The organism is Streptosporangium sp. NPDC002544, assembly GCF_040295965.1.
Taxonomy (GTDB): domain Bacteria; phylum Actinomycetota; class Actinomycetes; order Streptosporangiales; family Streptosporangiaceae; genus Streptosporangium.
In genome coordinates, this window is the sequence record NZ_JBEOWJ010000009.1 from 180,153 (window position 1) to 206,008 (window position 25,856).

Here is a 25,856-nt window from a genome sequence, read left to right on the forward strand (position 1 = left end):
AAGAAGGTGAGATGGGCGAGTTCACCACCACAATCGAACACCGCCTCGACCAGGCATACAGGAATCTGCAGGAGGCCAGGTCCTCCGGCGACGACTACCTCGCCGACACCTTCACCGCCGAGATCGAGGATCTCCAGCGTCTGGCCACAGACAACGGCGTTCCCATTCAGCGCTGATGGGAGGGAGCCCCCCGGCCATCTTGGCCGGGGGGCTCTTTCGTGCCCGTACCGCTTCGTGCCCGTACCGCGAAGGTCCGGAGTCGAGGCCTCAGGCGTCGCGCTCCGGATCCAGCGGGAGCAGCAGGTCGTGCAGTTCCTCGAACAGGCCGGGCGCCGCGCACAGGACGAGGCCGGGATTGGCCGGCTTGCCGGCCAATCCACCGAGCCTGGCCCCCGCCTCCTGGGCGATGAGGCCGCCGGCCTCGTAGTCCCAGACGTTCGGGCCGCGCTCGTAGTAGCCGTCCACCCGGCCCGCCGCCACCGAGCAGAGGTCCGCGGCCGCCGATCCACCCCTGCGGATGTCACGTACCCGCGGCACCACATGACGGAGCACCTCCGCCTGTACCTCGCGCCGCCCGCTCTCGTAGCCGAATCCGGTGGCGATCAGTGCCCGTTCCAGCGGCACACCGGTGTTGCAGCGCAGCCGCTCCCCCGCCAGCCACGCGCCCTCGCCCCTGACGGCGGTGAACACCTCTCCGCGGGGCACGACGTTGACCACCCCCGCGATCACCTCGCCGTCCACCTCGACCGCGATGCTGACCGCCCACTCGGGCAGCCCGTACAGGAAGTTGACGGTCCCGTCGATCGGGTCGACGATCCAGCGGACCCTGCCGTCGCCGGTGGAGCCGCCCTCCTCGCCGAGGATCGCGTCGCCGGGCCTGACCGCCCTGATCCTGTTGCGGATCAGCTCCTCCGAGGCCCGGTCGAGGGCTGTCACCACGTCGGTGGGGCTGGATTTGGTGACCAGCACCTCGGGACGGGGTGGACGCTTGGCCAGAAGCATCTCACCGGCCTCCCTGGCCATCTCCTCCGCCAGCCTGCCGAAGGTCACGGCACTGTCGTCCACGATCCCCTCACCACTCCTCACTCGCTTCACCGGGCTCACGAACCGGTGATCTCCTCCGCCGGCCGGCCGGTCACGGCACCGTCCACGATTCCTCCATCGGGCTCACGACAGCGACTCAGGGCGTTTCCACTCGCGGCCGAGGACATGCTGGTCCAGGAAGGCCAGCACGGTCTCGTACCAGACAACCGCGTTGCCCGGCTTGAGCACCCAGTGGTTCTCGTCGGGAAAGTACAGGAACTTCGACTCCACGTCGGAGCGCTGCAGGTCCCACCAGAGGCGCAGCGCCTCGCCGATGGGGACCCGGTAGTCCTTGTCACCGTGGATGACCAGCATCGGGGTGGAGATGTTCCCCAGCGACCGGTGCGGAGAGAGCTTCGCGTACAGCCCGGTGCCCGGGGCTCCGAACTCGCGCTGCCAGTACATCGACGCGTCGGTGGTGCCGGCGAACTGGTCGAGGTTCCAGAGCGAGGCGTGGGTGACGATCGCACTGAACCTGTCGGTGTGCCCGGCGACCCAGTTGGCCATGTAGCCGCCGAACGAGCCGCCCATGGCGGCGGTCCTGGTGGCGTCGACCTCGGGCAGTTCCAACGCGGCGTCGGTGATCGCCATCAGGTCGGCGTGGGTGCGCGGGCCCCAGTTGGCCCAGCCGCGCCGGATCATCTCCGGTCCGTACCCCGTGGACATGCACGGGTCGGGAAGCAGCACGGCGTAACCGTTCTGGGCCATGATCCACGGGTTCCAGCGCCAGGACCAGTCGTTCCAGCTGCCCAGCGGGCCGCCGTGGATCCACAGCAGGATCGGCGCGGGGTTCTTCGCCGAGGCTCCCTCGGGCAGCGCCAGCCAGGCCCTGATCTCCGCGCCGTCGTCGGCGGTCGCGGTCACCTCGGTGAGCCTGCCGGGCAGCACCAGCTCGGGGGCGGGGGAGGGCAGCCTTTCGACGGTGCCGTCCGCGGCCACCCTGACCGGGGCCGCGGGCGCGTCCACCGCGCCGCGCAGTGCGTAGACGGTGCCGTCGGGCGCGACGTTGAGCGAGGCGTACGCGGCGTCGTCACCGGTGAGCCGCTCCGGCGCGGAACCGTCGGCCGGGACCAGGAAGATCGGGCGGCGGCCGTGATGGTCGGCGGCCATGAACAGCGAGCGGGAGTCGGGAGCCCAGACGATGTCGGACGGCCAGAGCTCCCCGCCCGCGGGGTGGCCCTCACCGGTGGCCAGATCGACGATCCACAGGGTGCTCTCGGGGATGTGCTCGATGTCGGCGTGATTGCTCCGGACGCACGCGACCAGGCGTCCGTCGGGAGAGATTCTGATCGGCCCGTCGAAGTCGTGGCCGTCATCGGCGGCGAGGACCCGCCGGGCACCGCCGTTGGCCGCCTCGATGGCGACCAGCTCGAAACGGAGCTCACCGTGCGGCATCGAGACACCCCAGGTGGTCACGACCGTGGAACCGTCCGGCGTCACGTCGTAGGCGCTGTGGCTCGCCAAGGCCTTACCCGGCTGGGGGGTGAGATCCCTGACCTCGGTCAGCCGTTCCTCCTCGCCCAGCGTGCCCGCGAACAGCCGGGGCTCGCCAGGGCCGAGGTCGTGATCCCAGTAACGCACCGGGTAGCTCTCGTGCAGGATCGCACTGATCCCCGCCTCCTTGCGCGTCTTGCGCCGCTCGGCCTCCCCCGCCTCGTCGCCCGGGAGCACGTCGGAGCAGAAGACCACGGTCTGCCCGCCGATCGCGAACCCGGCGACACCCCCCGGTCTGGATGCGATCTGCCGGGCCTCTCCTCCCGCCGCGGGCAGCAGCCAGAGCGCCGGAACCTCCTCGTCGGCGTCCTTGACCGTCGGGTCGGGCCGGCGCGAGCCGAAGAGCAGATCACCACGCTGGGTGAACTCGGCCCCGGTCTCGCCCTTGACCGATCTGGTCAGCCGGTGCGGCCGTCGGCCGTCGAGCGGGATCTCCCAAAGGGAGGTTCCGTAGGATCTGCCATCGGGGTTGAGCGCCTGCACCACGCTGACCAGGCGCGTTCCATCGGGGGATAGCCGCAGGGATGCCACCCGCGGCACGCCGACATAATCGCGGATGTCGTTAAATGGGGTCACAGTTTCGAACCTACCCCGGCTGCCGTCTTCGGACATGCCCCCAAACACGCATCCACAAATGTTGTTGATGACGAACTACGCATGGTGACCATGCGAGAGAACGCCCCGGCATGCGGTTTGATGAAGACCATGGGGAATTACGACGCACTCCTCGTCGTCTCGTTCGGGGGTCCCGAGAAGCCTGACGACGTGATGCCGTTCCTGGAGAACGTGGTGCGGGGCCGCGAGATCCCGCGCGAGCGGCTGCTGGAGGTCGAGGCGCACTACCAGCGCTTCGGCGGGGCCAGCCCGATCAACCAGCAGTGCCGCGACCTGATCGCGGCCGTGGCACCGACCATCGATCTTCCGATCTACTGGGGCAACCGCAACTGGCATCCCTATCTGGAGGACACGCTCCGCGAGATGGCGGCCGACGGCGTGCGCAGGGCGGCGGCCTTCGTCACCTCGGCCTACAGCTCCTACTCCGGCTGCCGGCAGTACATCGACGACATCGCGCTGGCCAGGGCCGCGGTCGAGGGTGCCCCCGAGGTGGTCAAGCTCCGGCACTACTTCGACCACCCGGGCTTCATCGCGGCGATGGCCGACCACACCCGCGAGGCGCTGGACCGGCTGCCCGACGGGCTCGGCGACTCCGCCCGGCTGGTCTTCACGGCGCACAGCATTCCGGTCTCGATGGCCGAGACGGCCGGCGAGAGCGGCGGGGCGTACGAGGCTCAGCTGCGCCGCGCGGCCACGCTGGTCACCGCGGAGCTGGGTGGCGACAGGGCGTGGGACCTGGTCTGGCAGAGCCGGAGCGGCGCCCCTCACATTCCGTGGCTGGAGCCCGACGTCTGCGACCATCTGCTGGAGGTCGACGCCCAGGCGGTGGTGCTGGTGCCGATCGGTTTCGTCTCCGACCACATGGAGGTCGTCTACGACCTCGACGTGGAGGCCGCGGAGACGGCGAGAAAGATCGGCCTGCCGCTGGTCAGGGCGGCCACGGCCGGTACCCACCCCCGGTTCGTCTCGATGATCTCGGAGCTGCTCGCCGAGCCCGAGCCCGTCGCGTGCTCGGCCACCTGCTGCCCGGCGCCGCCGCGCCGCCGCGGGTAGGGCGCCGGGTGCCTCAGGGGTAGGCGGCGGCATAGCCGCGGGAGATGGCCAGGACCTTGGAAACGTAGGACCAGGAGTGGTTGTAGAACCAGATGGCCTTCTCCAGCTTCTTGCCGCCCTGGGCCGCTCCGTTGGCGCACAGGTAGTTGGCCGCCGAGGGGACCGCGTCGTAGGGGCTCCAGATGTCGGCGACGCCGTCGCCGTCGCCGTCCACGCCGTAGGCCTTCCAGGTGGCGGGCATGAACTGCATCGGTCCCTGCGCGCCCGCGGAGGAGGGGCCGTTGTTGCGCCCGTGGGAGCTCTCCACCTGGCCGATCGCGGCCAGCACCGTCCAGGAGAGCCCCGGGCAGACCTCGGCCGAGGCGCGATAGAGCTCCAGGTAACTGCCGGGTCTGCCGACCGTCACCCGGGCCGCCTTCGCGGGCTTGCCGGTGCCGGTCTTCGCCGGGGCCGCCTTGTCCGCGGTGGCCTTGTCCGTACTGGCCTTGCCCGTGCCGGATCCACCGACGGCGACCACCTGGGAGCCTGAGCCGAGCAGCCTGCCCACCCGGGCCTTGAGAACGGCGGTGGCCTTCTCGGGCCCGTGCACGAGCAGCGCCACCCCCGGCGGCAGGCCCAGCCTGCGGCCGGTCTCCTCCCCCACGATGCCGTCCACGCCCGGCAGGCCGAAGGTGGCCGAGGCCGCGGCCCGTAGCCGGGGACCGTCGTCCACCTGGTACTCCGCACCGAGGACCAGTCCCAGGCGGCGCGCCGCCGAGCTGTCCGCGACGAACTCGCCTCTGGCCAGGGCGCTCCACACCCCCTGCTGGTCGGCGACGGCCCTGGGGACCCACGCCCGGAAACGGGCGGGATCGACCGCGAGGAGGTTGAGTCCGACCCCGGACACCTTGACCGCCCCGCCGTCGAAGGAGTCGACCTTCTGGACGTACTTGAGCCGGGAGATGTCCTCCTTGGTCTGCTCGGTCAGCGTCGACGGGGATATGACCAGCAGCCGGGGCGGGGTGGAGGTGAACCCCGGGCCGTCCGCCCCTTGGGGGCCGGGGGGCGCGGACGGCTGCGAGGCCGGGGTCTCCGGGGCGGTCTCCACACCCGCGGGGTCGCCCGGGCCGGCGCTCTCGCGGTCCGAGCCTGCCGGGTCCGCCGTGGTCGGCGGGGTCGGCGGCTGGCTGGCCACCGGCGCGATCGCCGCCAGGTCCCGGATGCGGGACTCCATGACGATGTTCTCGTCCGGGGCCGCGGGACGGCCGCCGGCGATCACCGCGAGCGCGACGCCACCGAGAGCGACAAGTACGGCCAGAGCAACCATCACTGGGATGAATGCCCTCAACCCGGGAAGACGTGACACCGCGCTCACGTTAGCCTCAACGGACCCCGCCGGGAGCCGTTGCCTGGAAAATCACTTGCCGAGCAGCGATCCTGTGCGGAATCGTCGGCATGTTCCACCCACATAGAGCATCAGGGAGTGTCAGTGGTCGGGCCGTACCGAGGGCTCTTCAGCACTCCCGGCGTCAAGGGTTTCGTCATCGCGGGATTCTTCGGGCGGATGCCCATGTCGATGCTCGGCATCGGCATCGTGCTGCTCATCGAGGCGCTCACCGACTCCTACGCGACGGCGGGAGCGGTCGCGGCCACCGTCAGCGTCTCCTACGCCGTCGCGGCCCCCCTGTCGGGACGCCTGGTGGACAGGTTCGGCCAGGCCAGGATAGTCATCCCGCTCACGCTGGCGCACGGCGCCACGCTGACCGGCCTGATGCTCTGCGCCGAGTTCGGCGCCCCCCGGTGGACGCTCTTCGCCACCGGGATCGCGGTCGGCGCGACCGCGCTCTCGCTCGGCTCGCTCGTGCGCGCCCGCTGGTCGCACCTGCTGGGCGGGACGGCGAGGCTGCACACGGCGTTCTCCTTCGAGTCGGTCGCCGACGAGGTCATCTTCGTCGCGGGCCCGGCGCTGGTCACCGCCCTGGCCACCATGATCAACCCATACGCGGGCCTGATCGTGGCTCTGACCTGCACGATCGTGGGCACCATCGCCTTCGGGCTGCAGCGTGGCACGGAGCCACCCGTCCGTCCCAGGGAAGAGCGCTCGGGCACCCCGATCACCATCCCCGGCGTCGCCCTGATGTCATGCGCCTTCCTGGCGATGGGGGCGGTGTTCGGCTCGGTCGACCTGGTCACGGTGGCGTTCGCCGAGGAACAGGGCGCCAAACCCGCCGCCGGACTGCTGCTCGCCTCGTTCGCCGGCGGGAGCCTGGTCTCCGGGCTCTGGTACGGCGCGCGGCAGTGGACCGTCTCGCTGCGCGGCAGGTTCATCGGCTCGCTGGCGGTGTTCGCCGTGGGCCTGACCCCGATCACGCTCATCGGCGATGTCAGGGTCATGGCGGGCGCGCTCTTCCTGGCCGGGCTGGCCATCTCCCCGACCGTCATCACCGGCTACAGCCTGACCGAGCAGCTGGTCCCCGCCCATCTGCTCACCGAGGGCATGGCCTGGATCTCGACCTCGGTCGGGTTCGGCGTGGCGATCGGCGCGTGGGCGGGCGGCAGGCTCACCGACGCGTTCGGCGCCTCCAACGCCTACGGATTCTCCTTCGCCTGCGCCCTGCTGGCCGTGGCGATCGGCGTCGGCGGCTCCGCCTGGCTGCGAACCCCTGTCGCCCAGCAGTAATCATGAGTATTGTTCATATTCGCTGGCGGAGCGAGTGACGAACCGGCGGTAACCCGCGTCCCAGGGGCGTCGACGCCCACGACAGGGCCGGGTGACGCCCGCAGGGCAGGAGTGAACATGGGCGAGACCTTCCGCAACTGGGCAGGGAACCAATCCGCCACCCCCACGGAGGTCCGTACGCCGTCCTGTGCCGAGGAGGTCTCGCGGGCGGTGCGCGACGCCGTCGCCTCGGGACGCCGGGTGCGGATGACCGGCACCGGGCACTCGTTCACCTCGGTCGCCCTGACCGACGGCATCCTGCTGCGGCCGGACGCGCTGACCGGGATCCGCGAGGTGGGAGACGGCTGGGTGACGGCCGAGGCGGGGACGACGATCGGCGTGCTCAACGGGGAGCTGCACCAAAGGGGTCTGGCCCTGGCCAACATGGGCGACATCGACGCCCAGACCCTGGCCGGGGCCATCCAGACCGGCACCCACGGCACCGGCAGGGACGTCGGCGGACTGGCCGACCAGGTGCTGGCCCTGGAGATGGTGCTCGCCGACGGCGAGATCGTCACAGTCCGCGGCGACGGCGAGGGGAAGATCCGCGGGGTGGCCGAGCAGGACCTGTTCGACGCGGCCAGGGTGGGCCTGGGCGCACTCGGCGTGCTGACCGCGGTGACCTTCCGGGTGGAGCCCTCCTTCCTGCTGCGCAGCGTCCGGGAGCCGATGGCGCTGTCCTCGATCCTGGACTCCCTCGACTCCCTCGTCACCGGCAACGAGCACCTCGACTTCTTCTGGATGCCGCACACGGACACCTGCCTGACCAAGCGCAACAACCGCAGCCCCGGCCCGGCCCGGCCGCCGAGCGCGCTGCGGTACTGGCTCGACAACCACTTCATGGAGAACACCCTGTTCGGCGCGGTGTGCGGCATCGGTGGCCGCTACCCGGGCGCCATCCCCCGGCTCAACGCGCTCTCGGCCGCGACGCTGTCGGCCTCGACCCACACCGACGCCTCGCATCGGATCTTCACGAGCGTGCGCCAGGTGCGCTTCCTGGAGATGGAGTACGCCATCGCGCGCGAGCACCTCGGTCAGGCCCTGCGCGAGGTCCGCGACCTGATGGAGGTCAGGGACTGGAAGATCAGTTTCCCGATCGAGGTGCGAGTCACCCCCGCCTCGGACGCCTGGCTGTCCACCGCCTACGGCAGGGACTCGGCCTACATCGCCTGCCACGTCTACCGGCCGACCCCGAACCCCGCCTACTTCGAGGGCGTTGAGGAGATCATGACGAGGCTCGGCGGCCGCCCGCACTGGGGCAAGCTGCACACCCGCGACGCGGCCTACCTGACGACGGTCTATCCCCGGTTCGCCGACTTCCTGATGGTGCGGGACGCCCTCGACCCCGGACGCGCGTTCGCCAACGAGTATCTCGACACCGTCCTGGGCTGAGGGCCGCCGGGACGGCCCCGTTCCCCCGATTCGGCCGCTTCTCACAAGCTTTCGGTAAAGGGTGACGCAAAGGCTCGCTCGAAGAGTGACGCGTCCGCGTGTCCCGTCGTTCCCCCGGCACGTGCGACGGGCAGATTCGCAGACGCCCGCGCCGCTCGACCCCGAGGGAGTCCGCTGGAGATGACCTTCTCCCGCCGTCCATGCCAGCCGCCGCCGCGATCCGTCGTCACGGACCGCGACGACCGGCCCCCGAACAACGCCGCGATCGCGACATACCCTCCCCGGACCGGCGGACCGGCCTCACCGCCATCTCCCGGTTCTTGGTGGAAGTCCGCAGCGGTTCACGGAGTTATCCGTGAGAATCCCCTGAGGACCCCGAAGTTGCTGCTCCAGACCGGCGCCCTGTAATTAGATGAATGGAGCAAATGTGACCGGCGTCACATCGCTGCGAGCCCCATCCAGGAAGGCGATGTTCGGACATGCCGGGTACGGTGCTGGCAGGCAACCGGCACACGCGAGAGACTCAAGGGTCCGGGGGAAGATTGAGCACGACGACGAAGGGACTCGCATGCAGGAGCTCCGACTCGTCGCGGTGAGTGAGGACGGGACCTATCTCGTGCTGGCGACAGCCGGCCGGGGTACCCGGTTCACGCTGCCCGTCGACGACCGGCTCCGTGCTGCCGTCCGCGGCAACTTCTCCCGTCTCGGCCAGTACGAGATCGAAGTGGAGAGTCCGTTGCGCCCCAAGGAGATCCAGGCCCGGATCCGTGCCGGCGAGACCGCGGAGGAGATCGCCAATACGGCGGGCATCCCGGTCGAGCGCGTGCGGTGGTTCGAGGGCCCCGTGCTCCAGGAACGTGAGTACATGGCACAGCAGGCGCAGCGCTGCGCCGTACGCCTGCCCGGCGACTCCGCTCCCGGTCCCACCCTCGGCGATCTGGTCGCCGAGCGGCTGACCCGCCGCGGCGTCCCCGCCGACGAGATCGAGTGGGACTCCGCCAAGCGGGACGACAACATGTGGCGCATCAAGCTCGGGTTCGTGTGGAACGGTCACACGCGCAACGCCGAGTGGCTCTTCGACCCGCGCCGGCGCCACATCACGCCCCACGACGACGAGGCCCTGCGCCTGTCCAGCGGAGAGGACGTCAAGCCGGTCGAGGACACCACGGTCACGCCGTTCGTGCCGCGGGTGGCCAAGCTCGCTCCGGTGCCGCCGCTGGCTCCCGAACCGCCGAACCAGCAGCCGGTCGCCTTCCCCTCGGTCCTGCGGCACGAGCCCGTGGCACAACCCCGGCCCGCCTACGCCCAGACCGAACCACCGGCCGCCTACCAGCAGCCGCCCATGCCTCCACTCCCCCCCGGATACGAGGCCCCGCGGGTGTCCGTGCCGCCGCTGCGCGCTCCCGACCCGGCCGGATACCAGTCCGACCGAGCACCGGAGCCCGCCGTTCCCGCGGCCGAGGGCTCCGATCCCGCCGCGCGGGTCAGGCCTCCGGAGCCGGTGCCGCCGAAACCGGTCACCGCGTACGAGCCGGTCTCACCGGCGGTGTACGAGCCCGCCGCGCCGGAACCCGCCGCGTACGAGCCGCCGCCCGCCCCGGAGCCGGAGCCCGCGGCACCCGTCGCGCCACAGCCCGTTGCCACTGTCCAGCCCCCTGTGACGGCGGCCGTGACGGTGGCCGAGCCGGCTCCGGTCGGGCCGCTCTCGGTCGGCGCGCCGGAGCCGGTGCCCGCCACGGCGCGGGAATCGGTCACCGGACCCGACCTGCCCGAGCAGGCTCTGGCGCATGTGCCGGCCGCTCCCCCCGAGCCGGCGGTCACCGTACCTGAGGCCACGGCCGAGCCCGTGGTCGCGAAGGCTCCGGAGGTCACGGAGGCTCCCCAGGCCGCCGAGGTTCCGGCCCCCCTCTCGCCCATCGCCGCGACCCCGCCGGAGCCTGTCGCCGTCCCGCCCGAGCCCGCCGAGCAGCGGTCCGCGGCGGGCGAGAAGGCGGCGGGGCAGCAGGTCTCCACGAAGGCGGAGACCGCCACCGTGGCGAAGCAGACCCCCGCATCGGAGACCGAACCGGCCCAGGAGGGTTCGATAGCTGTACCGGCGGCGCGCGTCAGCGTGGACGAGCGGGCCAAGGCCGAGCCGGGCAGGCAAGAGACACAGGGGGACACGGGGGCAATGCAGGAGACCAAGGTCGACAAGCCCGCGGCGGAGAAGCCCGCGGAGCCGCCGAAGCCGGCACCGGCTCCGGCGCGACCTGCCAAGAAGTCCCGGGGGCGGCGGGCGTCCGTGCCCACCTGGGACGAGATCATGTTCGGCGCCCGCCGCCAGGACTGACCGCACCGCGTCAGGCGGGGGTGACCGGAACATCGGCCCCCCGCCTCACCGTGTGTCAGCCGTTCCCCGGCTCCCCGGACGAGGACGATCTGTCCCGCGTGGGCGGTTCGCCGGGTGCCGCCGATCCGAGAGGCGCGGACGCTGCGGGAAGCGGATCTCCGCGGCCCAGGTCCTCGGAAACGAGGAACGGGGCCAGCCAGGCCGGGGTGACCTCGGCGGCGAAGGCCGGCCCCTCGGCCTCACCGACGTCGAGGGCGGCATAGCCACCGGTACCCGCACCCACGCCCGCGGTCACGGTCAGCAGACCGGCGCGGCGCTGGAACCAGGTCTGGCTCAGAGTCCAGCCGACGACCGCCCGCTTCTCCACCACCGCCTGTGCGCGGCGTAGCGACCCCGAGCGGACCGACAGCCGGCTCCCGTCGTAGGTGTGGCCGAGGGACCGGTAGCGGTCCAGACCGAGCGGGATGCCCAGCAGCGCGAGGATCAGGGCGGGCACCGCGAGCGCCCACCAGAGCCCGGACCAGAGCAGGGCCGCCGCCGTCGCGCAGGCGGCGACGACCAGCCACGGGAAGATCGCCCGAAACAGCCGGCGCCTGCGCGCCGCCGGCGGGTGGGTCCGCAGCCCGGTGGTGATCGAGCCGATCGCCTCACCCACCACGCCGAGCACGGTCTCCCTCGGGGCGACGGGAAGCAACTGGCCCCGGGTCTCCGAGTCGCCGAGACCGGTCACGATCGCCCACGCGCGGCCGAACCCCGCCCAGCGCTCGGCCGGCCCTTCCACGAACTCGAACCCTCGCACCCTGCGCCGCTCCAGGGACACGCTCCTGCGCGTGACCAGACCGCGCCCGGCGATCAGGTATCCCTCGCCGGCGCGGAGGGTGAAATCCCAGTTGAACACCGCGTACATGATCACACCGACCACCGGCATGGCCAGGAGCAGCAGCACCAGGGCCGCGGCGAGCAGGGGCGGATGCTCCCAGAGCCACTCCCCCGCGCCCATCACGACCCGCCTGTCGATTTTGAGCTCGCCGCCCCACTGGAACGCCAGGCCCACGGCACCGGCGACCAGCGCGAACGGGGTCAGCAGATAGGAACCGGAGAGCGGGCCGTAGACGAGCCACTTTCGCGGCAGCACGAAGAACACCCGCTCGGGGGTCGCGTCACCCACCTCGTGACGGACGACGGCGGGGGTCTCCGGCTCCGTCACGCTCGCGGCCGTGAGCTCACCGGAGCCGGACGCCGAGGCCGTCTCGCGCGCCTGGGCGCGTCTCGCCATGCGGGCGCGTGCGTGCCAGAGCAGCACCGCCTTGAGCCGCTCCCCCTCCTCCACGGTGACCCCGTCGAGCTCGCCCTCCTGCTTGTCGTCGCCGCCGGCGCCGGTGTCGATCCGCAGGACGGCGATGCCGAGCAGGCGGTGCAGCGGCGGGGCACTGACGTCGACGCCGCGGATCCGCTCCAGCGGGATCGTCCGCACCGACCTGCTGATCAGCGACCGGGTGAGTTCCAGCCGGTCACCGGCGACCCGGTAGGTGAAGGTGGCCCAGCGCACGGCCGAGAACGCGACGGAGCCGACGACGCCCAGCGCCGCCCACACGAACGATCTCGGCGAGAACCCGCCGAGGAACAGGACACCGGCCAGCGGCAGGAAGAGCGAGGGCAGCATCCGGATCGGATCGGTCAGCAACACCTTCGGGCTGAGCCGCAGCGACGGCCCCGTCCGGTCGGCCGGGAGAGCGGGATCAGGATGCCGGACGGATCCGGGAGACCCGAGACCAGGCACCGAGGATTCGACGCCCTCCCCCGTCCCACCGACCGAACGAGCAGGGTCGGGATCGGGATTCGGGACGGCCCCGAAACCAGGCACCGAGGATTCGACGCCCTCCGGCGGCTCCGCCGGTGAACGGTCGCTGGAGGATCCGGTCACGTCGCGTCGTCCCTGAGCTCTTCCGCGCGGCGGGCAAGCCCCTCGGCCAGTTCGGCGGCGACCTCGTAGTCAAGGCCCTTGATCGTGGACGAGCCCGCATGGGAGGCGGTGCGGATCTCGACGGTCGCCAGGCCCAGCATGCGCTCGAACCAGCCCTGCGCCTTGTCGACGGTCTGGATCCTGCTGACCGGCACGAACACCCATTCCCTGCTGAGCCATCCGGAACGGGCGTAGACCACGTCCTCGCTGAGCTCCCACCTGTGCACGGCGTACCGCCAGAACGGCTCGACGAGCGTGCCGGGCACCAGTAGCAGCACCATCAGCCACGGCAGCCACCAGACGTTGTCCAGCGCCCATCCGGGCAACCACGACCAGCGACCCTCGTCGATCCACCTCGCCAGGAAGAAAGAGCCACCCACCAGCACAATGGACCAGAGAACCCCCTCCGTCAGCCACAGGGTGACTGCCTTGCGCGAAACCGGATTGGCGGGGGCGCGCAGGGAGACGGCCCTGCGACGCTCGCCCGGCCGACCGGCCGCCGTGGCCTCCTGCGAGGCGGGGCTGGGCTCATCGGCTCGGTCACTCACGCTGTCAGCCTAAACGGTCACGTCCCACGGGGCGCTCCGGCGGCGTGACGCAAAAAGTTCCGCCGCAGCCCGGCGGGCATCGTGGCAGGTCCGGGGGCAGGCGCTCCGACGAGGCGGTTCCCCTTCCCCGATCTGTCATCGCCCGTTTCCCTCCGGCCGGTCCGTGGATCGAAAAAGTGTCGGTGGCGCAGTACATGCTGGAGGCCCGGAGACTACGGAGAGGTATGACCGATGAGCTATGCGATCCAGGCCGAGGGTCTGGTGAAACGCTACGGGGAGACCCGGGCACTGGACGGGGTGGATCTCCTCGTTCCCCAGGGGAGGCTGCTCGGTGTGCTGGGCCCCAACGGGGCGGGCAAGACCACCGCGGTGCGCATCCTGGCGACGTTGCTCCGCCCCGACGCCGGCACCGCCGTCGTCGGCGGCTACGACGTGACGCGCCAGGCCCACCAGGTGCGTTCACTGATCGGCCTGACCGGCCAGTACGCCGCCGTCGACGAGATGCTCACCGGCGTCGAGAACCTGGTGATGATCGGCCGCCTGCTGGGCATGACGCGTGCCGATTCCCGGGCGCGCGCGGGCGAGCTGCTGGAGCGCTTCGACCTGTCCGACGCCGGCGGGCGGGCCGCCAAGACCTACTCCGGCGGCATGCGCCGCCGCCTGGACCTGGCCGCCAGCCTGGTCGGCCGCCCCCAGGTGCTCTTCCTCGACGAGCCCACCACCGGGCTCGACCCGCGCAGCCGCACAGACCTGTGGAGCGTGGTGCGCGGCCTGATGGCCGACGGTGTCACCGTGCTGCTCACCACCCAGTATCTGGAGGAGGCGGACCAGCTCGCCGACGACATCGTCGTCTTCGACCACGGCAGGGTCATCGCCTCCGGCACCTCCGACCAGCTCAAGGCGACCACCGGTGCCCAGGTCCTGGAGGTGCGCCCCTCGCAGGCCGAGCACCTCGATCTGGTCGGCAAGGTGCTGGCCGACGTGCTGGGCGAGATTCCCGACCTCAGCGGGGGCAGGGCCACCGCCTCCGTCCACGACCCCGCCGCCGTCCCCGTGATCGTGCGCCGTCTGGACGAGCAGGGTGTCATCGCCTCGGAGCTCGCGCTGCGCAAGTCCAGCCTGGACGAGGTGTTCCTGGCCATCACCGGCCACCGGCCCGAGGACGAGGAGACCCCCGACAAGGAAGAGGCATTCGCATGACCACGCTGACGACGACCATCCCGCAGATGGCCGCCAAGCGCGTCACTCCCCTGGCCACGCTGCAGCAGACCATGACACTGGCCTGGCGCAGCCTGGTTCAGATCAAGCACAACCCGTGGGAGCTGCTGGATCTGAGCATCCAGCCCATCATGTTCCTGCTGCTGTTCACCTACGTCTTCGGCGGCGCCATCTCCGGATCCACCGGCGACTACCTGCAGTTCGCCCTGCCCGGCCTGCTCGTGCAGAACGCTCTGTTCTACACGCTCTCCACCGCTATCGGCCTCAACACCGACATCACCAAGGGCGTCTTCGACCGGCTGCGGAGCCTGCCCATCGCCCGCACCGCGCCCCTGTCCGGGCGCATCATCGCCGACACCGCCAAGCAGGTGTGGGCCTTCGCCCTGCTGGTCGGCTTCGGCATGGTGCTGGGTTTCCGGGTCACCACCAGTTTCTTCGGGCTGCTGGGTGCCCTGGCGCTGCTCGTCGTGGTCGCCCTGGCCATGTCCTGGATGTCGGTGCTGATCGGGTTGAAGGCCTCCAGCCCCGAGAAGGTGCAGATGATCGCCTTCTCCACGATGATGCCGCTGACCTTCACCAGCAGCGCCCTGGTGCCCTCCGCCACCTTCCCGTCCTGGCTGAAGACCTGGTCCGACCTCAACCCCGTCACGCACCTGGCGGACGCCATCCGCGGCCTGCTCATCGGCGGCGACGTCACCAGGGCCGCGCTCTTCTCGCTGCTCTGGGCCGCCGGTTTCGCCGTGGTCTTCGCCCCTCTGGCGATCCGCGCGTTCCGCAGCCGCGTCTAGGCGCCCTGCCCCTGAAGTGCCCCCTGAGTGCCCCTGGGTCCTCTCCGCCCAGCGCGGCCGGGCGATGCCTCGCCGCGTTGGGCGTACTCCGGGGCGGCTCTCCCCGAGAGGCTCCAGACAGGCCGCTGCACGAAGTTTCCGCCGGGGCCTAGGAAACCGGTCCGGCTGGATCCGGCAGGGGCGGGGCGGCCCGCTGGAGGGGCGTCTCGGGGGCACGGCCGCCACGGGCGCTCCAGCCGTCGCAGATGTTCCAGGCGTCACGGCCGACGGAAACGGCCAGACATGACCGGCGAGCGACGGTCAGGGGACGGCGAAACCAGTTTGATGTTAACTCTCGCCCCTTCCGTCCCTCGATTTTGCCCGTTTTTCGGCCTTTTCCCCCCCGCGGAACCTCGCGATCCGGTCTGCGCATCTTCCAGACCCGCGTAGCATCATCGGGCATGGGGCAGCCAAACATGTCTACGCGCCGCCCGCGGCTCATCTCGGGAATGGCGATCGCCGCGGCGCTCGTCGTCGCGTCCTCGGGTTGTGGGATGGCTAGCGGCATGGCCTCGACGGAGAGATCTCAGCTGGAGCCGATCAGCGTCTCCAGCCCCCGGGTCAGAGACGGCGGCCCCCTGCCGTCCGACTATTCATGCAAGGGTTCGGCCGGTAATCCCCCGTTGCGCTGGTCTCGCGTGCCCGAGGGCACGAAGTCCGTCGCGATCGTGGCGGACAGCAACTCCCGGACGGGCGGCGAGGTGCACTGGGTCGTTTTCGACATCGACCCCCGCACCAACGAACTACCTGAGGGCGGCGTCCCGGTGGGAGCCGTGGAGGGAAGCACGACGAACGGCAAGGTGGGCTATAGCCCCCCGTGCGGCGTCCAGGAGAACTATCGTTTCACTGTCTACGCGCTCGACGGCAAGGTCGATCTTCGCAAGGGAGCCTCCCTTGACCAGACCTTGAGGAGCATCGCGGACAAGACGATCGCCTGGGGACGGCTCACCGCGGCGCACATCGAGTGACTGGCCAAACACCGGAGGTAGTAATGGTTACCAATTCTTCACTTAGGGTGTGACAACGCTCATAGTGGTCCGACACAATCAGATCCAATGTCCAAGCGCAGGTGATGCATGGGGGAAGGTCGCGTCGATGGCCGCGCGACCTCACCGGCGCCGCTGTAAGGCCATGGCCTTGAGGGTGGTGCAATGATCGCGGTCGTAGTAAGCCTGGTCGCCGTCGTGCTCCTCGTGCTCGTCGTCGTGGCACTGGGAATGCGGTCGATGAACCGCAGGGAGAGCGCGCTCCCCGCGGAACGTCTGCGGGAGATGGCGGAGAAGGAGGCGCTGACTCCGACCATGTCCAGCGACGACTTCGCCACCAGAGAACCAAAGATGAACCACTTCACCCCCGACCTGACACCGTTCGACGAGCCGAAGCCGCCACGCCAGCCGCGGCCGCCGAGCTCCCGGGGCAAACGCGGGCTGAACGAGTTCGGCCAGGTGGACGACTACGACGACGACTACTGGACACGGCTCCAGGCTGACGAGGGCGGTTTCGGAGGGCCCTTGGCAGCTCAGATGGGCGCGAGCCGTCCCGTCGACCAGGAGAACCAGCAGGTCGACGCCGAGGCGACGACAGTGCAGGCACCGCTCCCGACCAGGCCCCAGCCGCCTCGCGGCGCCCCGCAACCCCCCGCTCCCCGACCGGCCAGGCCGGCTCCCGAGCCGGCCGTCGCCTCCGCCTCGCTGCCCTCCGGCCTCGACGACCTCATCGCCCCGGTCCAGCCGAACCCCGCTCCCACCGCGGCGTCACTCGCCGAGCAGCGGACCGTGACGTTCGCGGCTCCCACTCCCGGCACCTTCGGTGACGCCCGTCCCTCGCGGGCGAGTTCTCGCCGCGGCGGGAACCGGGCACCCTCGCAGCCGTCGCCCCAGCCCGTCCAGGGCAACGGCGCCCCCTCCCGGCCCGACCCGCTGAACGACCCGCTCGCCGGCCCGTACCCTCGCCGCGGCGCGAGCTCCCGGCCCAGCGGCAGCGGCTCGTCCGGTGCCCGTCCGGGCAACGGTGGGCCGCCCGCCTCGATGCCCCCCATGGGTCCCACGACCAGCGGCGGCTTCCCCGCCACGCCCGCGCCCGCACCCGACCCGCTCGCGGCTTCCTACCGCACCCCGGCGCAGCCGCCCAAGAGCAACCTGGCGGACAACCCGTGGGCACAGGCCACGAGCCCGACGTCGGGTGGCTGGCCGGCGGCGAACACCGCCGACATCCTCGACGACCCTGCCCCGTCCTACTCCTCGTACCAGACGCCGGTCTACGGCGCTCCGCCCGCGGGCTCGTACGAGGTCAGTTCGGGCTGGGCCACCATCGACGACGACGCGATCACCGGTCCGAGCCCGGCGATCTCCGCCTCCACCGGCCCCTCCCGGGCCTTCCCCCCCGCCCAGGACCGCCCGGCCGACCCGCGGGGCGGGACGACCGGCGGGTACGGCTACGAACCCCAGCCCGCCACCCCGGCCAGCCCGGTCGCGTGGCCGGAGCCCGGCGCTCCCAACGGGAGCGACGGCGCGAGCTGGCCGAGCTACGGCGAGCTCTACGGCACCGCCCCCGAGACCGCGACCACTCCCGCCGAGGGACGAGGCCGGGGCGGCTCGCGGGGCAACCACCATCGGGCGGCCCAGGAGCCCGACTACCCCGACTATTACCGCTGATTCTCCCCGTCCTCCGTAAAAGCCCACGGTAAACGCCCGGCCGATGAGGCGCGGCCCCGTAGGGTCTGCACATGGAGACGGACACGAAGAGCGACGGTTTGACCACGGTGGGTCGCATCGCCTCCGTACTGCGGTACGACCTACCCGCATCCCTGGTGGTCTTCCTGGTGGCCCTGCCCCTCTCACTGGGCATCGCGGTCGCCTCGGGAGCACCACTGGCGGCGGGGCTCATCGCCGGTGTGGTGGGCGGCGTGGTGGCGGGCCTGCTGGGCGGCTCCGTCGTCCAGGTGAGCGGGCCCGCCGCGGGGCTGTCCCTGGTGGTCGCCGATCTGGTGATGCGATACGGCTGGCGGGCCACCTGCATGATCACCTTACTCGCGGGCGTCCTGCAGCTGCTGCTGGGCGTCTGCCGGGTCGCCCGCTCGGCGCTGGCGGTCTCGCCCGCCGTGGTGCACGGCATGCTCGCCGGGGTGGGCGTGGTGATCGCCCTCGCCCAGCTGCACGTGGTGCTCGGCGGGAACCCGCAGCGCTCCGCGATCGAGAACCTGATCGAGCTGCCCCAGCAGATCATCCACAACCACACGCACGCGGTCTTCGTCGGCCTGCTGACCATCACGGTCCTGGTCGCCTGGACCCGTCTGCCGGCACGGGTGCGGGTTTTCCCCGCGCCGCTGGCGGCCCTGCTCGCCGCCTCGGTGACCGCCTGGGCGCTCGGCTGGGAGGTCACCCGGATCGACCTGTCCGCCAGCCTGGACTCCTGGGCCACCCCGCTCTGGCCCACGGGTGACTGGCACGGGATCATCGCCGCGGTACTGATCGTGGCGCTGCTGGCCGGGGTGGAGTCGCTGCTCTGCGCGGTGGCCGTCGACAAGCTGCACGAGGGCAGGCGTTCCGACCTCGACAGGGAGCTCATCGGCCAGGGCGTGGCCAACATGGTGACCGGCACGCTGGGCGGCCTGCCCGTGGCCGGGGTCATCGTCCGCAGCACCACCAACGTCAGGGCGGGAGCGCGCAGCCGCTGGTCCACGATCCTGCACGGCGTGTGGATCCTGCTGTTCGCGGTCGGCCTGGGGTGGATGATCGCCCTGATCCCGATGGAGGCGCTGGCCGCGCTGCTGGTCTTCATCGGCGTGCAGATGGTCAACATGGGACATCTGCGTAACCTGCGCGGCCACAGCGAGGTGCCGGTGTACGTCGTCACGATGGCCGGGGTGGTACTGCTCGGCCTCGCCGAGGGAGTGCTGGTCGGCCTCGGCCTCGCCGCGCTGTTCGCGCTGCGCCGCCTCACCCGGGTGACCGTGCGGGCCACCGCCGAGCCGGACGGCCGCTGGCACGTGGTGATCGGCGGCTCGCTGACCTTCCTGGGGGTGCCCACGCTCACCTCGGAGTTGCGGGCCATCCCGGCCGGCGCCTCGGTCGACCTCGACCTGAACATCGACTTCATGGACAACGCGGCCTTTGAGGCCATCCACGACTGGCGGCACGAGCACGAGCGCGGCGGCGGGAACGTGGACATCGACGAGATCCACGACGAGTGGTACGCCATGGCGGCCAGCGGCGCCCGGGTGTTCCCCGCCAAGACCCCGCCCCTGGCACCCGACCGGTGGTGGCTGCCCTGGTCCCACCGGCGGAGCGGGCGGCGCTCGGCCCGCCATCCGCTGGTCGCCACCCGGCACGCGCCCCGCGGCGGCAGTCCCGCCGTGCCCGACCTGCTGGCCGGGGCGCGGGAGTTCCACCAGCGCACGGCACCGCTGGTCCGTCCCCTCCTGCACGGGATGGCCCGTGGGCAGGAGCCCTCGCATCTCTTCATCACCTGCGCGGACTCCCGCATCGTGCCGAACCTGATCACCGCCAGCGGCCCGGGAGACCTGTTCACCCTCCGCAACCTCGGCAACCTGGTGCCCCGGCTGGGTTCCGTGCCGGCGGACGACTCGGTGGCCGCGACGATCGAGTACGCGACGGACGCGCTCAACGTCCGCACCATCACGGTCTGCGGGCACTCGGGGTGCGGGGCGATGACCGCCCTGCTCAGCGGGGGTGAGAAGGCGGTGGGTCTGCCGGCGCTGGGCCGCTGGCTACGCCACGGCAACCACACCCTGGCACGATTCATCGCGGGCGAGAGCGCCGGCGACGACGAGGGCCCGCTGGACCGCCTCTGCCGGGTCAACGTGATCCAGCAACTGGAGAACCTCCGGACCTACCCGCAGGTGGATCGGCTGTTCCGCGCCGGGCACCTGGAGCTGGTCGGCATGTACTTCGACATCGGCACCGCCCGGGTGCACCTGCTGGAACATCCCCCGATCGCGAGCCGTCCGCTGTGAGCGGATGGCTTGCGCTACGGGTGAAAGCCTGTGGTCCCGTATCCGCCGGGCGCCAAGAATGAGGCGCTATGAGGATTCTGATCATGGGTGGTTCGGTTTTCCTGGGCCGGGCGATCACCCAGGAGGCGCTGCGGCGCGGGCACGAGGTCACGACGTTCAACCGGGGTCGCAACGGGGTCGACCTGGTGGGCGTGGAGGCGGTCAAGGGCGACCGTGAGGTGCCGGAGGACCTGGATCGCCTGGTGGCGGGCCGGGAGTGGGACGCCGTCATCGATGTCCACGGGCAGGTCCCGAGGGTCGTCGGCGAGTCGGTGCGGAGGCTCGCCGGCCGGGCGGGCAGCTACGCGTACATCTCCAGCATCTCGGCTCTCTCCGACTTCCCCGAGCGGGAGTGCGACGAGAGCTCACCGCTCTTCGAGTGCGCGCCGGACGCGGGTCCCGAGGACGGTCACTACGGCATGCTCAAGGCGGGCTGCGAGCGGGCGGTGGAGGAGGGCTTCGACGGCAACGTACTGATCATCCAGCCGGGTCTCATCCTGGGCCCGTACGAGAACGTGGGCCGCCTGCCCTGGTGGCTGGACCGGATCTCCCGGGGCGGGCGGGTGCTGGCCCCGGGAGACCCGAACCGGGCGATGCAGGTCATCGACGTCCGTGACATCGCCGCGTTCGTCCTCACCCACGCCGAGGCCGGGACCGCCGACCGCTTCCTCACCGGCGGGGTGCGCGGCAACACCACCTACGGTGACTGGCTGGCCGAGTGCCGCGCGGTGACCGGTTCGGACGCCGAGTTCGTCTGGGCCGACGACCGCTTCCTGCTCGATCGGAAGGTGTCGCCGTGGACCGAGTTCCCGATCTGGGCTCCCGACGGCCCCGAGTTCGCCGGGGTCTGGTCGTCCTCGTCGGCGAAGGCCATCGCGGCCGGGCTGACCTGCCGCCCGGTCGCCGAGACCGTACGCGACACCTGGGCGTGGCTGCGTGACGTCCCGCCGGGGGAGCGCGCGTTCCGCGGGCACGGCATCGATCCGGAGAAGGAGGCCGCGATCCTGGCCGAGTGGGCATAGGGATTCCCGGTCACCACGATCCGCCCGCGGCAGGGGTGTATTTCTACGCAGACGCCGGATCGGCCGGCGCATAGGGTCGTGGCCGTCCGGCTCCGTCCCCCGAACGCCGGACAGCGGTCCACGCTCCCGGGGCCGAGGGTGGAGGGCTGCCGATGGAGTACCCACAAAAAGACTAACCGGGTACTTCGGCCGTCCAGAACTTCCCAACACCCGGAGGCGATCGCATGCCCGCACGTAGACGAGCCAAAATCTACGTGCGGGTGTCCGCCGTCGTGGGGCGGACGGAACTCCACTCCCCCGAAATCCAGATCGACGCCTGCGAGCAGTGGAATTCTTCCTCACCCGGGTTGCCGTCGACCGGGTCGTTCTCCCGTTCCCAGTCGGTGACGAACCTACCGAATGCGACCAGGCGGAACCGGTCAACCATCACCGTCTCCTTGACCCGAGCGCCGGGCCATCAAGGCCTGGGTCCTATCCCGGCGAAGAGGGCCTCGATCACGCGGTCGACGTACTCGTGCGTCAGTGGTTCTTGGATGATCAGGGCCCGGAAGTACAACGGACCCGACAGGATGTCCATCGCCAGATCCAGGTCGAAGTCGGGCGACAGTTGACCTTGATCGCGGGCCACCTTCAGCCGGGCGACGGTCTTCTCCGCCTGTGGGGTGATGAAGTGGTCGTTGAGCGCCGCCGCGACCTGAGGATTGAGCAGGGCCTCAGCGATCAGGGCCCGATACAAGGGACCCACGGGGGGCCGGTCCAGTAGATCGATGGCCGCGTGGATCTGCTGGCGCAGGTCGGCGATGAGGTCGCCGGTGTCGGGGTAGTCCAGGGCAGGACCGTTCAACAACATGAGCGAGTCGAGGAACAGGGCTCCCTTGGACGACCAGCGGCGGTAGATCGTGTGCTTGCCGACGCCGGCGCGGGCCGCGACCGCTTCGATGCTGAGTTTGGCGTAGCCGATCTCCTGGCCCAGCTCCAGCGTGGTCCGCATGATGGCCTCGGTCCGGTCGGCACTGCTGCTGCGCTTGTCAGTCATCTCACCACCGTAATGGAACGGCACGTGCCGTATTGACAATGGGGGCCGCCCTCCAGCATGCTTCACAGTCGGCACGGCACGTGCCGTACCATAATAGGAGGGACGCTGTGGGAGCACCAAGCGCAGACCTGGCGCTTCGGCTCGACGGTCTGACCAAGACGTTCGGCCGCAAGCCGGTGGTCGACCACATCGAGTTGGAGGTGCGACGCGGATCGTTCTTCGGTCTGGTCGGCCCCAACGGAGCGGGCAAGACCACCTTGTTGTCGATGGCGGTGGGCCTGCTTCGCCCCGACGGCGGACGGGCCGAGATCTTCGGCCTCGACGTATGGGCCGACGCCCCCCAGGCCAAGAAACTGATCGGTGTGCTGCCCGATGGGCTGTCCATGCCCGAGCGGCTGACCGGCCGCGAGCTGCTGCGCTTCACCGGCCTGCTGCGTGGCATGGACCTTAAGGAGGTCGAGCGGCGGGCGGGTGAGCTGCTGGAGATTCTGGAATTGGACGCAGCCGAGCGCACCCTGGTCATGGAGTACTCCACCGGCATGCGCAAGAAGATCGGCCTGGCCACGGCGTTGTTGCACGCCCCGAAGCTGCTGGTGCTGGACGAGCCGCTGGAGGCGGTCGATCCCGTCTCAGCCGCCACGATCAAGGTGATCTTGCAGCGGTTCGTGCGCGGCGGCGGCTCGGTGGTGTTCTCCAGCCACGTGATGGCCGTGATCGAGCAGTTGTGCGACCACGTGGCGGTGATCGACTCCGGCCGGGTCGTGGCCTCGGGACCGCTGCAGGCCGTGCGGTCGGGCCGGAGTTTGGAAGAGCGGTTCGTGAGCCTGGTCGGCGGCCAGATCCCCGAGGTGGGTGAGCTGGCGTGGTTGTCCTCCTGATCAAAATGAAGCTGGCCGTGCTGCGGAACTCCATGACCGGCCAGCGCGCCGCCCAGATGGTCACCGGCGCCCTGGCCGGACTGGCCCTCGCGACGGGCCTGATCGTGCTCGCGGGGCGCGACTATCCGGTCGCGTCGCTGCCGTTCGACCTGCTCGGCGCGGGTTTCGCCCTGTGGACCGCCGGCTGGCTGCTGGGCCCCGCGCTTTTGGGCGGCGGCGATGAGACGCTGCGCCCCGAGCATTTCTCGCTGCTGTCGTTCACCCCGCGCCATCTCGCGGCCGGGCTGACGGGGGCCGCCTTCATCGGTGTCGCCCCCGTCGTCACGCTCGTAGCCTTCGCCGCGCTCGTCGTGCTGGCCGTCAAGGCCGAACTTGGCATGGCGGCCACAGCGGTCGGCGTGCTCGCCATCGCCCTCCAACTGGTGTTGTGCGTGCTGGCCTCCCGGCTGGTCACCGCGGCGCTCGGCCAGGTCATGCGGTCCAAGACGGGCGCCGCGCTGGCCGCTCTCATCAGCGCCGCCATCCTGGCCGCCCTGCACTCCAGCTGGGTGCTGTCGCCTCTCGTGCAGGCCGCCCTGCGCACCGGCTTCCCCGGCTCCTTCTCCACCTGGGTCAGGGCGCTACCCTCCGGCTGGGGCCTGGTCGCCGTGCGGGCGGCCGGGCAGGGCCAGTGGCTCACGGCGGCCGCCGCCCTGGCGGGGCTCGCCGTACTCAGCGTTGTCTGTTTGTACGGTTGGGCCGTCTTGCTAAAGCGGCGGCTGACCACCCGGCGCGCGAGCGGACGCCCGGCCCGGGACGCTTCTGGCGGGTGGGCGCGGGGCCCGGTGACCGCAGTCGCCGCCAGGGAACTGCGCACCTGGTCCAGAGACCTGCTGCGCTTCCACTACCTGTGCTTCGCCCTGTGCTACGCGCTGGTGTTCTGCCTGCTGCCGCTGGCCGTCGGCGCACCGGTCTTCCTGCCCTGGAGCGGCCTGGTCTTCGCCCTGTGGACCGCCGCCATCTCCGCCAACCTGTACGGCGAGGACGGCACCGAGCTCTGGGGCAAGATGATGATCCCCGGCGCCGCGCGCCACGACATCCACGGCCGTCAGCTCGCCTGGCTCATGGTTACGGCACCGCCGACCATCGTCCTCACCCTCGCCGCGCTCGCCCTCACCGGCCAGTACGACCTGTGGCCGTGGCTGGCCGCGCTCGTGCCCGCGCTGCTGGGCGGTGGGGCGGGTGTGACCGTGCTGGTGTCGGTCCTGCGGCCGGTGCCCATGATCGACCCGCACCGCAGAGGCGGTAACCTCCTGGAGAACGGCACCGACTTCACCCAGGTACTGCTGGTGCTGATCCTCACCGCAGCGGCGGCCGCCCCCGCCTACTTCGCGGTATGGCTCGGCCCCGCCTGGGCGGGAGCGGCCGTGGGTCTGATCAGCGGTGCCGTGCTCGCCTGGCTGCTGGGTCATCTGGCCGCCGCCAGACTCCGGTCGAGCGCGCCCGAACTGCTCCTGCACCTGCGAACCGGTGTCCCGCCCAAGCGGACACGACCGGCCCGTCGCCCGCTCCCGGCTCTGGAACCGGGCAGGCCGCACCTGCCCAAGCCCGACCTCGGCTTGGAAAGGCTCGGCCTCGACCTGGCCCCCGCGGGCCGGCGTACCTACGTCATCGTGAGCCTGACCCTGTGCTGGGTGCCCCTGGCGGCCCAGGGCATCGTGCCCGCGCTCATGCTGACCACCGGCCAGGTCACCCGATCGTGGTTCCTGGCCCTGCACCTACCGCAGCATCTCCAATGGCCCACCATCATCGCCATGATCGTCCTCGGGCTCGTCCTGCTGACCACCGGACTGGGCATCGGCCTCTACTACCTGGCCAAGTCATGGCGAGACGGCATCGAACCTGATGGCGGCCCGTGACAGTCGCCTTTCCAGCAGCGGGCCTCATCACACAGAGTTACTGATCACTCCTAACGAGTCCGTCACTCCGGCAGACTCGTTATCAGGAGGCGGATCTAGGCCCTGAGCTGGTGTTAGCGCACCGCTCAGGGCCGTTTTGTTTGGAGCACCGGCACTCGGCGAGCATCGGCGTGGGTGAGTCTTTTAATCCGCCCTACGGATACCGTCCTCCACCCACCCCTTCACCCGTGCCATGTCACGCGCGGCGGGTGTGCCTCATCGTCCAGTTGGTCTCCCAGGTCTTCTCCCCGTCCGCGGAGAACGCCTGCTCCCACAGGGCCGAGGTCGGCGTGATCTCCGACCACGTGTACCGCATCCGGACGGGCGTACCCTCGTGGGTTTCGTCGCCGTGGAACACGCCCTTCCCGTCGGCGAACCTGCCGAAGACGGGATTGTGCAGAACTCCGGTCTCGCTGTTGATCCAGTAGATCGCCCACAGTTCACGTTTGACGTCAAAGGTCCGTATCGACACCCCCTTGAAGCCCTTCGTGGGGAAGGTGATCTCGTCGAAGACGCCCGCGCCGTCGAAGAAACCGCGGCAGACGGCGACGCTGGGAAACTCCTCCCACTCATCGCCTCCGCTCAGCGGTTTGAGGAGCCTGCGGTTGTCTATGTCCCAGGTGCCGTGCAGGAAGTCGAAATCACTGTTCATGCTGAGATATTAGAGCCGCCCCCTAACATTCCCTGTCAATCGGGCAGAGAGATTTCCTGCCCGCGCGGGCGTTGCGTGGCCCTCGCATGCGGGGTAC

Annotated in this window: 21 protein-coding genes; 13 read left to right on the top strand and 8 right to left on the bottom strand. The window is 70.6% G+C overall.

The genetic code is table 11. The features are described from left to right. The first annotated feature begins 11 nt into the window (after nucleotides 1–11). A complete protein-coding gene (locus tag ABT061_RS16100; protein ID WP_169750159.1) occupies nucleotides 12–176 on the top strand; it encodes a hypothetical protein in 165 nt (54 codons plus the stop codon). Nucleotides 177–267: 91 nt separating this feature from the next. Here the strand turns inward: ABT061_RS16100 and ABT061_RS16105 are convergent, their stop codons facing one another. Together ABT061_RS16105 and ABT061_RS16110 are read right to left on the bottom strand one after the other, a co-directional pair. Further along, nucleotides 268–1,023 carry an inositol monophosphatase family protein gene (locus tag ABT061_RS16105; protein ID WP_350917832.1) on the bottom strand — a complete coding sequence of 252 codons (756 nt, stop codon included), beginning with the start codon at nucleotides 1,021–1,023 and terminating at the stop codon, nucleotides 268–270. 144 nt (nucleotides 1,024–1,167) lie between these two features. Beyond that, on the bottom strand, nucleotides 1,168–3,189 hold the full coding sequence (locus ABT061_RS16110; RefSeq protein ID WP_502991446.1) for a S9 family peptidase: 2,022 nt from the start codon (nucleotides 3,187–3,189) through the stop codon (nucleotides 1,168–1,170). A gap of 93 nt (nucleotides 3,190–3,282) precedes the next feature. Between ABT061_RS16110 and ABT061_RS16115 the strand changes: the two genes are divergently transcribed. Next, nucleotides 3,283–4,245 carry a ferrochelatase gene (locus ABT061_RS16115; RefSeq protein ID WP_350917456.1) on the top strand — a complete coding sequence of 321 codons (963 nt, stop codon included), beginning with the start codon at nucleotides 3,283–3,285 and terminating at the stop codon, nucleotides 4,243–4,245. A gap of 13 nt (nucleotides 4,246–4,258) precedes the next feature. On the opposite strand, the gene ABT061_RS16120 is transcribed toward ABT061_RS16115, so the two are convergent. Then, nucleotides 4,259–5,551 carry a lytic murein transglycosylase gene (locus ABT061_RS16120; protein ID WP_350917459.1) on the bottom strand — a complete coding sequence of 431 codons (1,293 nt, stop codon included), beginning with the start codon at nucleotides 5,549–5,551 and terminating at the stop codon, nucleotides 4,259–4,261. 156 nt (nucleotides 5,552–5,707) lie between these two features. On the opposite strand from ABT061_RS16120, the gene ABT061_RS16125 reads away from it, so the two are divergent. From ABT061_RS16125 to sepH, 3 genes are all read left to right on the top strand, one after another. Then, nucleotides 5,708–6,904 carry an MFS transporter gene (locus tag ABT061_RS16125; RefSeq protein ID WP_350917462.1) on the top strand — a complete coding sequence of 399 codons (1,197 nt, stop codon included), beginning with the start codon at nucleotides 5,708–5,710 and terminating at the stop codon, nucleotides 6,902–6,904. A 117-nt stretch (nucleotides 6,905–7,021) separates the two neighbouring features. After that, complete coding sequence (locus ABT061_RS16130) at nucleotides 7,022–8,335, top strand: D-arabinono-1,4-lactone oxidase (RefSeq protein WP_350917465.1); 1,314 nt, start codon at nucleotides 7,022–7,024, stop codon at nucleotides 8,333–8,335. 568 nt (nucleotides 8,336–8,903) lie between these two features. Further along, nucleotides 8,904–10,664, top strand: a complete 1,761-nt coding sequence (gene sepH / locus ABT061_RS16135; RefSeq protein ID WP_350917468.1) for a septation protein SepH — start codon at nucleotides 8,904–8,906, stop codon at nucleotides 10,662–10,664. 55 nt (nucleotides 10,665–10,719) lie between these two features. Here the strand turns inward: sepH and ABT061_RS16140 are convergent, their stop codons facing one another. After that, a complete protein-coding gene (locus tag ABT061_RS16140; protein WP_350917471.1) occupies nucleotides 10,720–12,351 on the bottom strand; it encodes a PH domain-containing protein in 1,632 nt (543 codons plus the stop codon). A 233-nt stretch (nucleotides 12,352–12,584) separates the two neighbouring features. After that, nucleotides 12,585–13,175: a PH domain-containing protein gene (locus ABT061_RS16145; protein WP_350917474.1), complete on the bottom strand. Its 591-nt coding sequence runs from the start codon at nucleotides 13,173–13,175 to the stop codon at nucleotides 12,585–12,587. Nucleotides 13,176–13,406: 231 nt separating this feature from the next. Here ABT061_RS16145 and ABT061_RS16150 point away from each other — a divergent pair, with 231 nt between their 5' ends. From ABT061_RS16150 to ABT061_RS16175, 6 genes are all read left to right on the top strand, one after another. After that, nucleotides 13,407–14,375, top strand: coding sequence for an ATP-binding cassette domain-containing protein (locus tag ABT061_RS16150; RefSeq protein ID WP_350917477.1), 969 nt, complete (start codon nucleotides 13,407–13,409; stop codon nucleotides 14,373–14,375). After that, a complete protein-coding gene (locus ABT061_RS16155; protein ID WP_350917480.1) occupies nucleotides 14,372–15,181 on the top strand; it encodes an ABC transporter permease in 810 nt (269 codons plus the stop codon). Before ABT061_RS16150 ends, ABT061_RS16155 begins: the two co-directional genes overlap by 4 nt. 455 nt (nucleotides 15,182–15,636) lie before the next feature. Further along, nucleotides 15,637–16,188, top strand: coding sequence for a YbhB/YbcL family Raf kinase inhibitor-like protein (locus ABT061_RS16160; protein ID WP_350917483.1), 552 nt, complete (start codon nucleotides 15,637–15,639; stop codon nucleotides 16,186–16,188). Between the two features lie 183 nt (nucleotides 16,189–16,371). Continuing rightward, nucleotides 16,372–17,874 (top strand): hypothetical protein, encoded by a 1,503-nt coding sequence (locus ABT061_RS16165; protein WP_350917485.1) that lies wholly within the window; start codon nucleotides 16,372–16,374, stop codon nucleotides 17,872–17,874. Nucleotides 17,875–17,945: 71 nt separating this feature from the next. After that, the gene (locus tag ABT061_RS16170; RefSeq protein WP_350917487.1) at nucleotides 17,946–20,195 is read left to right on the top strand and encodes a SulP family inorganic anion transporter; all 2,250 of its coding nucleotides are present in this window, start codon (nucleotides 17,946–17,948) and stop codon (nucleotides 20,193–20,195) included. 68 nt (nucleotides 20,196–20,263) lie between these two features. Next, nucleotides 20,264–21,256, top strand: a complete 993-nt coding sequence (locus ABT061_RS16175; protein ID WP_350917489.1) for an NAD-dependent epimerase/dehydratase family protein — start codon at nucleotides 20,264–20,266, stop codon at nucleotides 21,254–21,256. Nucleotides 21,257–21,506: 250 nt separating this feature from the next. On the opposite strand, the gene ABT061_RS16180 is transcribed toward ABT061_RS16175, so the two are convergent. Together ABT061_RS16180 and ABT061_RS16185 are read right to left on the bottom strand one after the other, a co-directional pair. After that, complete coding sequence (locus tag ABT061_RS16180; protein WP_350917492.1) at nucleotides 21,507–21,683, bottom strand: hypothetical protein; 177 nt, start codon at nucleotides 21,681–21,683, stop codon at nucleotides 21,507–21,509. A gap of 30 nt (nucleotides 21,684–21,713) precedes the next feature. Further along, complete coding sequence (locus tag ABT061_RS16185) at nucleotides 21,714–22,292, bottom strand: TetR/AcrR family transcriptional regulator (protein ID WP_350917494.1); 579 nt, start codon at nucleotides 22,290–22,292, stop codon at nucleotides 21,714–21,716. A 107-nt stretch (nucleotides 22,293–22,399) separates the two neighbouring features. On the opposite strand from ABT061_RS16185, the gene ABT061_RS16190 reads away from it, so the two are divergent. Together ABT061_RS16190 and ABT061_RS16195 are read left to right on the top strand one after the other, a co-directional pair. Then, nucleotides 22,400–23,170, top strand: a complete 771-nt coding sequence (locus ABT061_RS16190) for an ABC transporter ATP-binding protein (protein WP_350917497.1) — start codon at nucleotides 22,400–22,402, stop codon at nucleotides 23,168–23,170. Further along, nucleotides 23,155–25,068, top strand: a complete 1,914-nt coding sequence (locus ABT061_RS16195; RefSeq protein WP_350917500.1) for a hypothetical protein — start codon at nucleotides 23,155–23,157, stop codon at nucleotides 25,066–25,068. Before ABT061_RS16190 ends, ABT061_RS16195 begins: the two co-directional genes overlap by 16 nt. Nucleotides 25,069–25,303: 235 nt before the next feature. On the opposite strand, the gene ABT061_RS16200 is transcribed toward ABT061_RS16195, so the two are convergent. Further along, nucleotides 25,304–25,759, bottom strand: coding sequence for a hypothetical protein (locus tag ABT061_RS16200; protein ID WP_350917503.1), 456 nt, complete (start codon nucleotides 25,757–25,759; stop codon nucleotides 25,304–25,306). Nucleotides 25,760–25,856 lie beyond the last annotated feature (97 nt).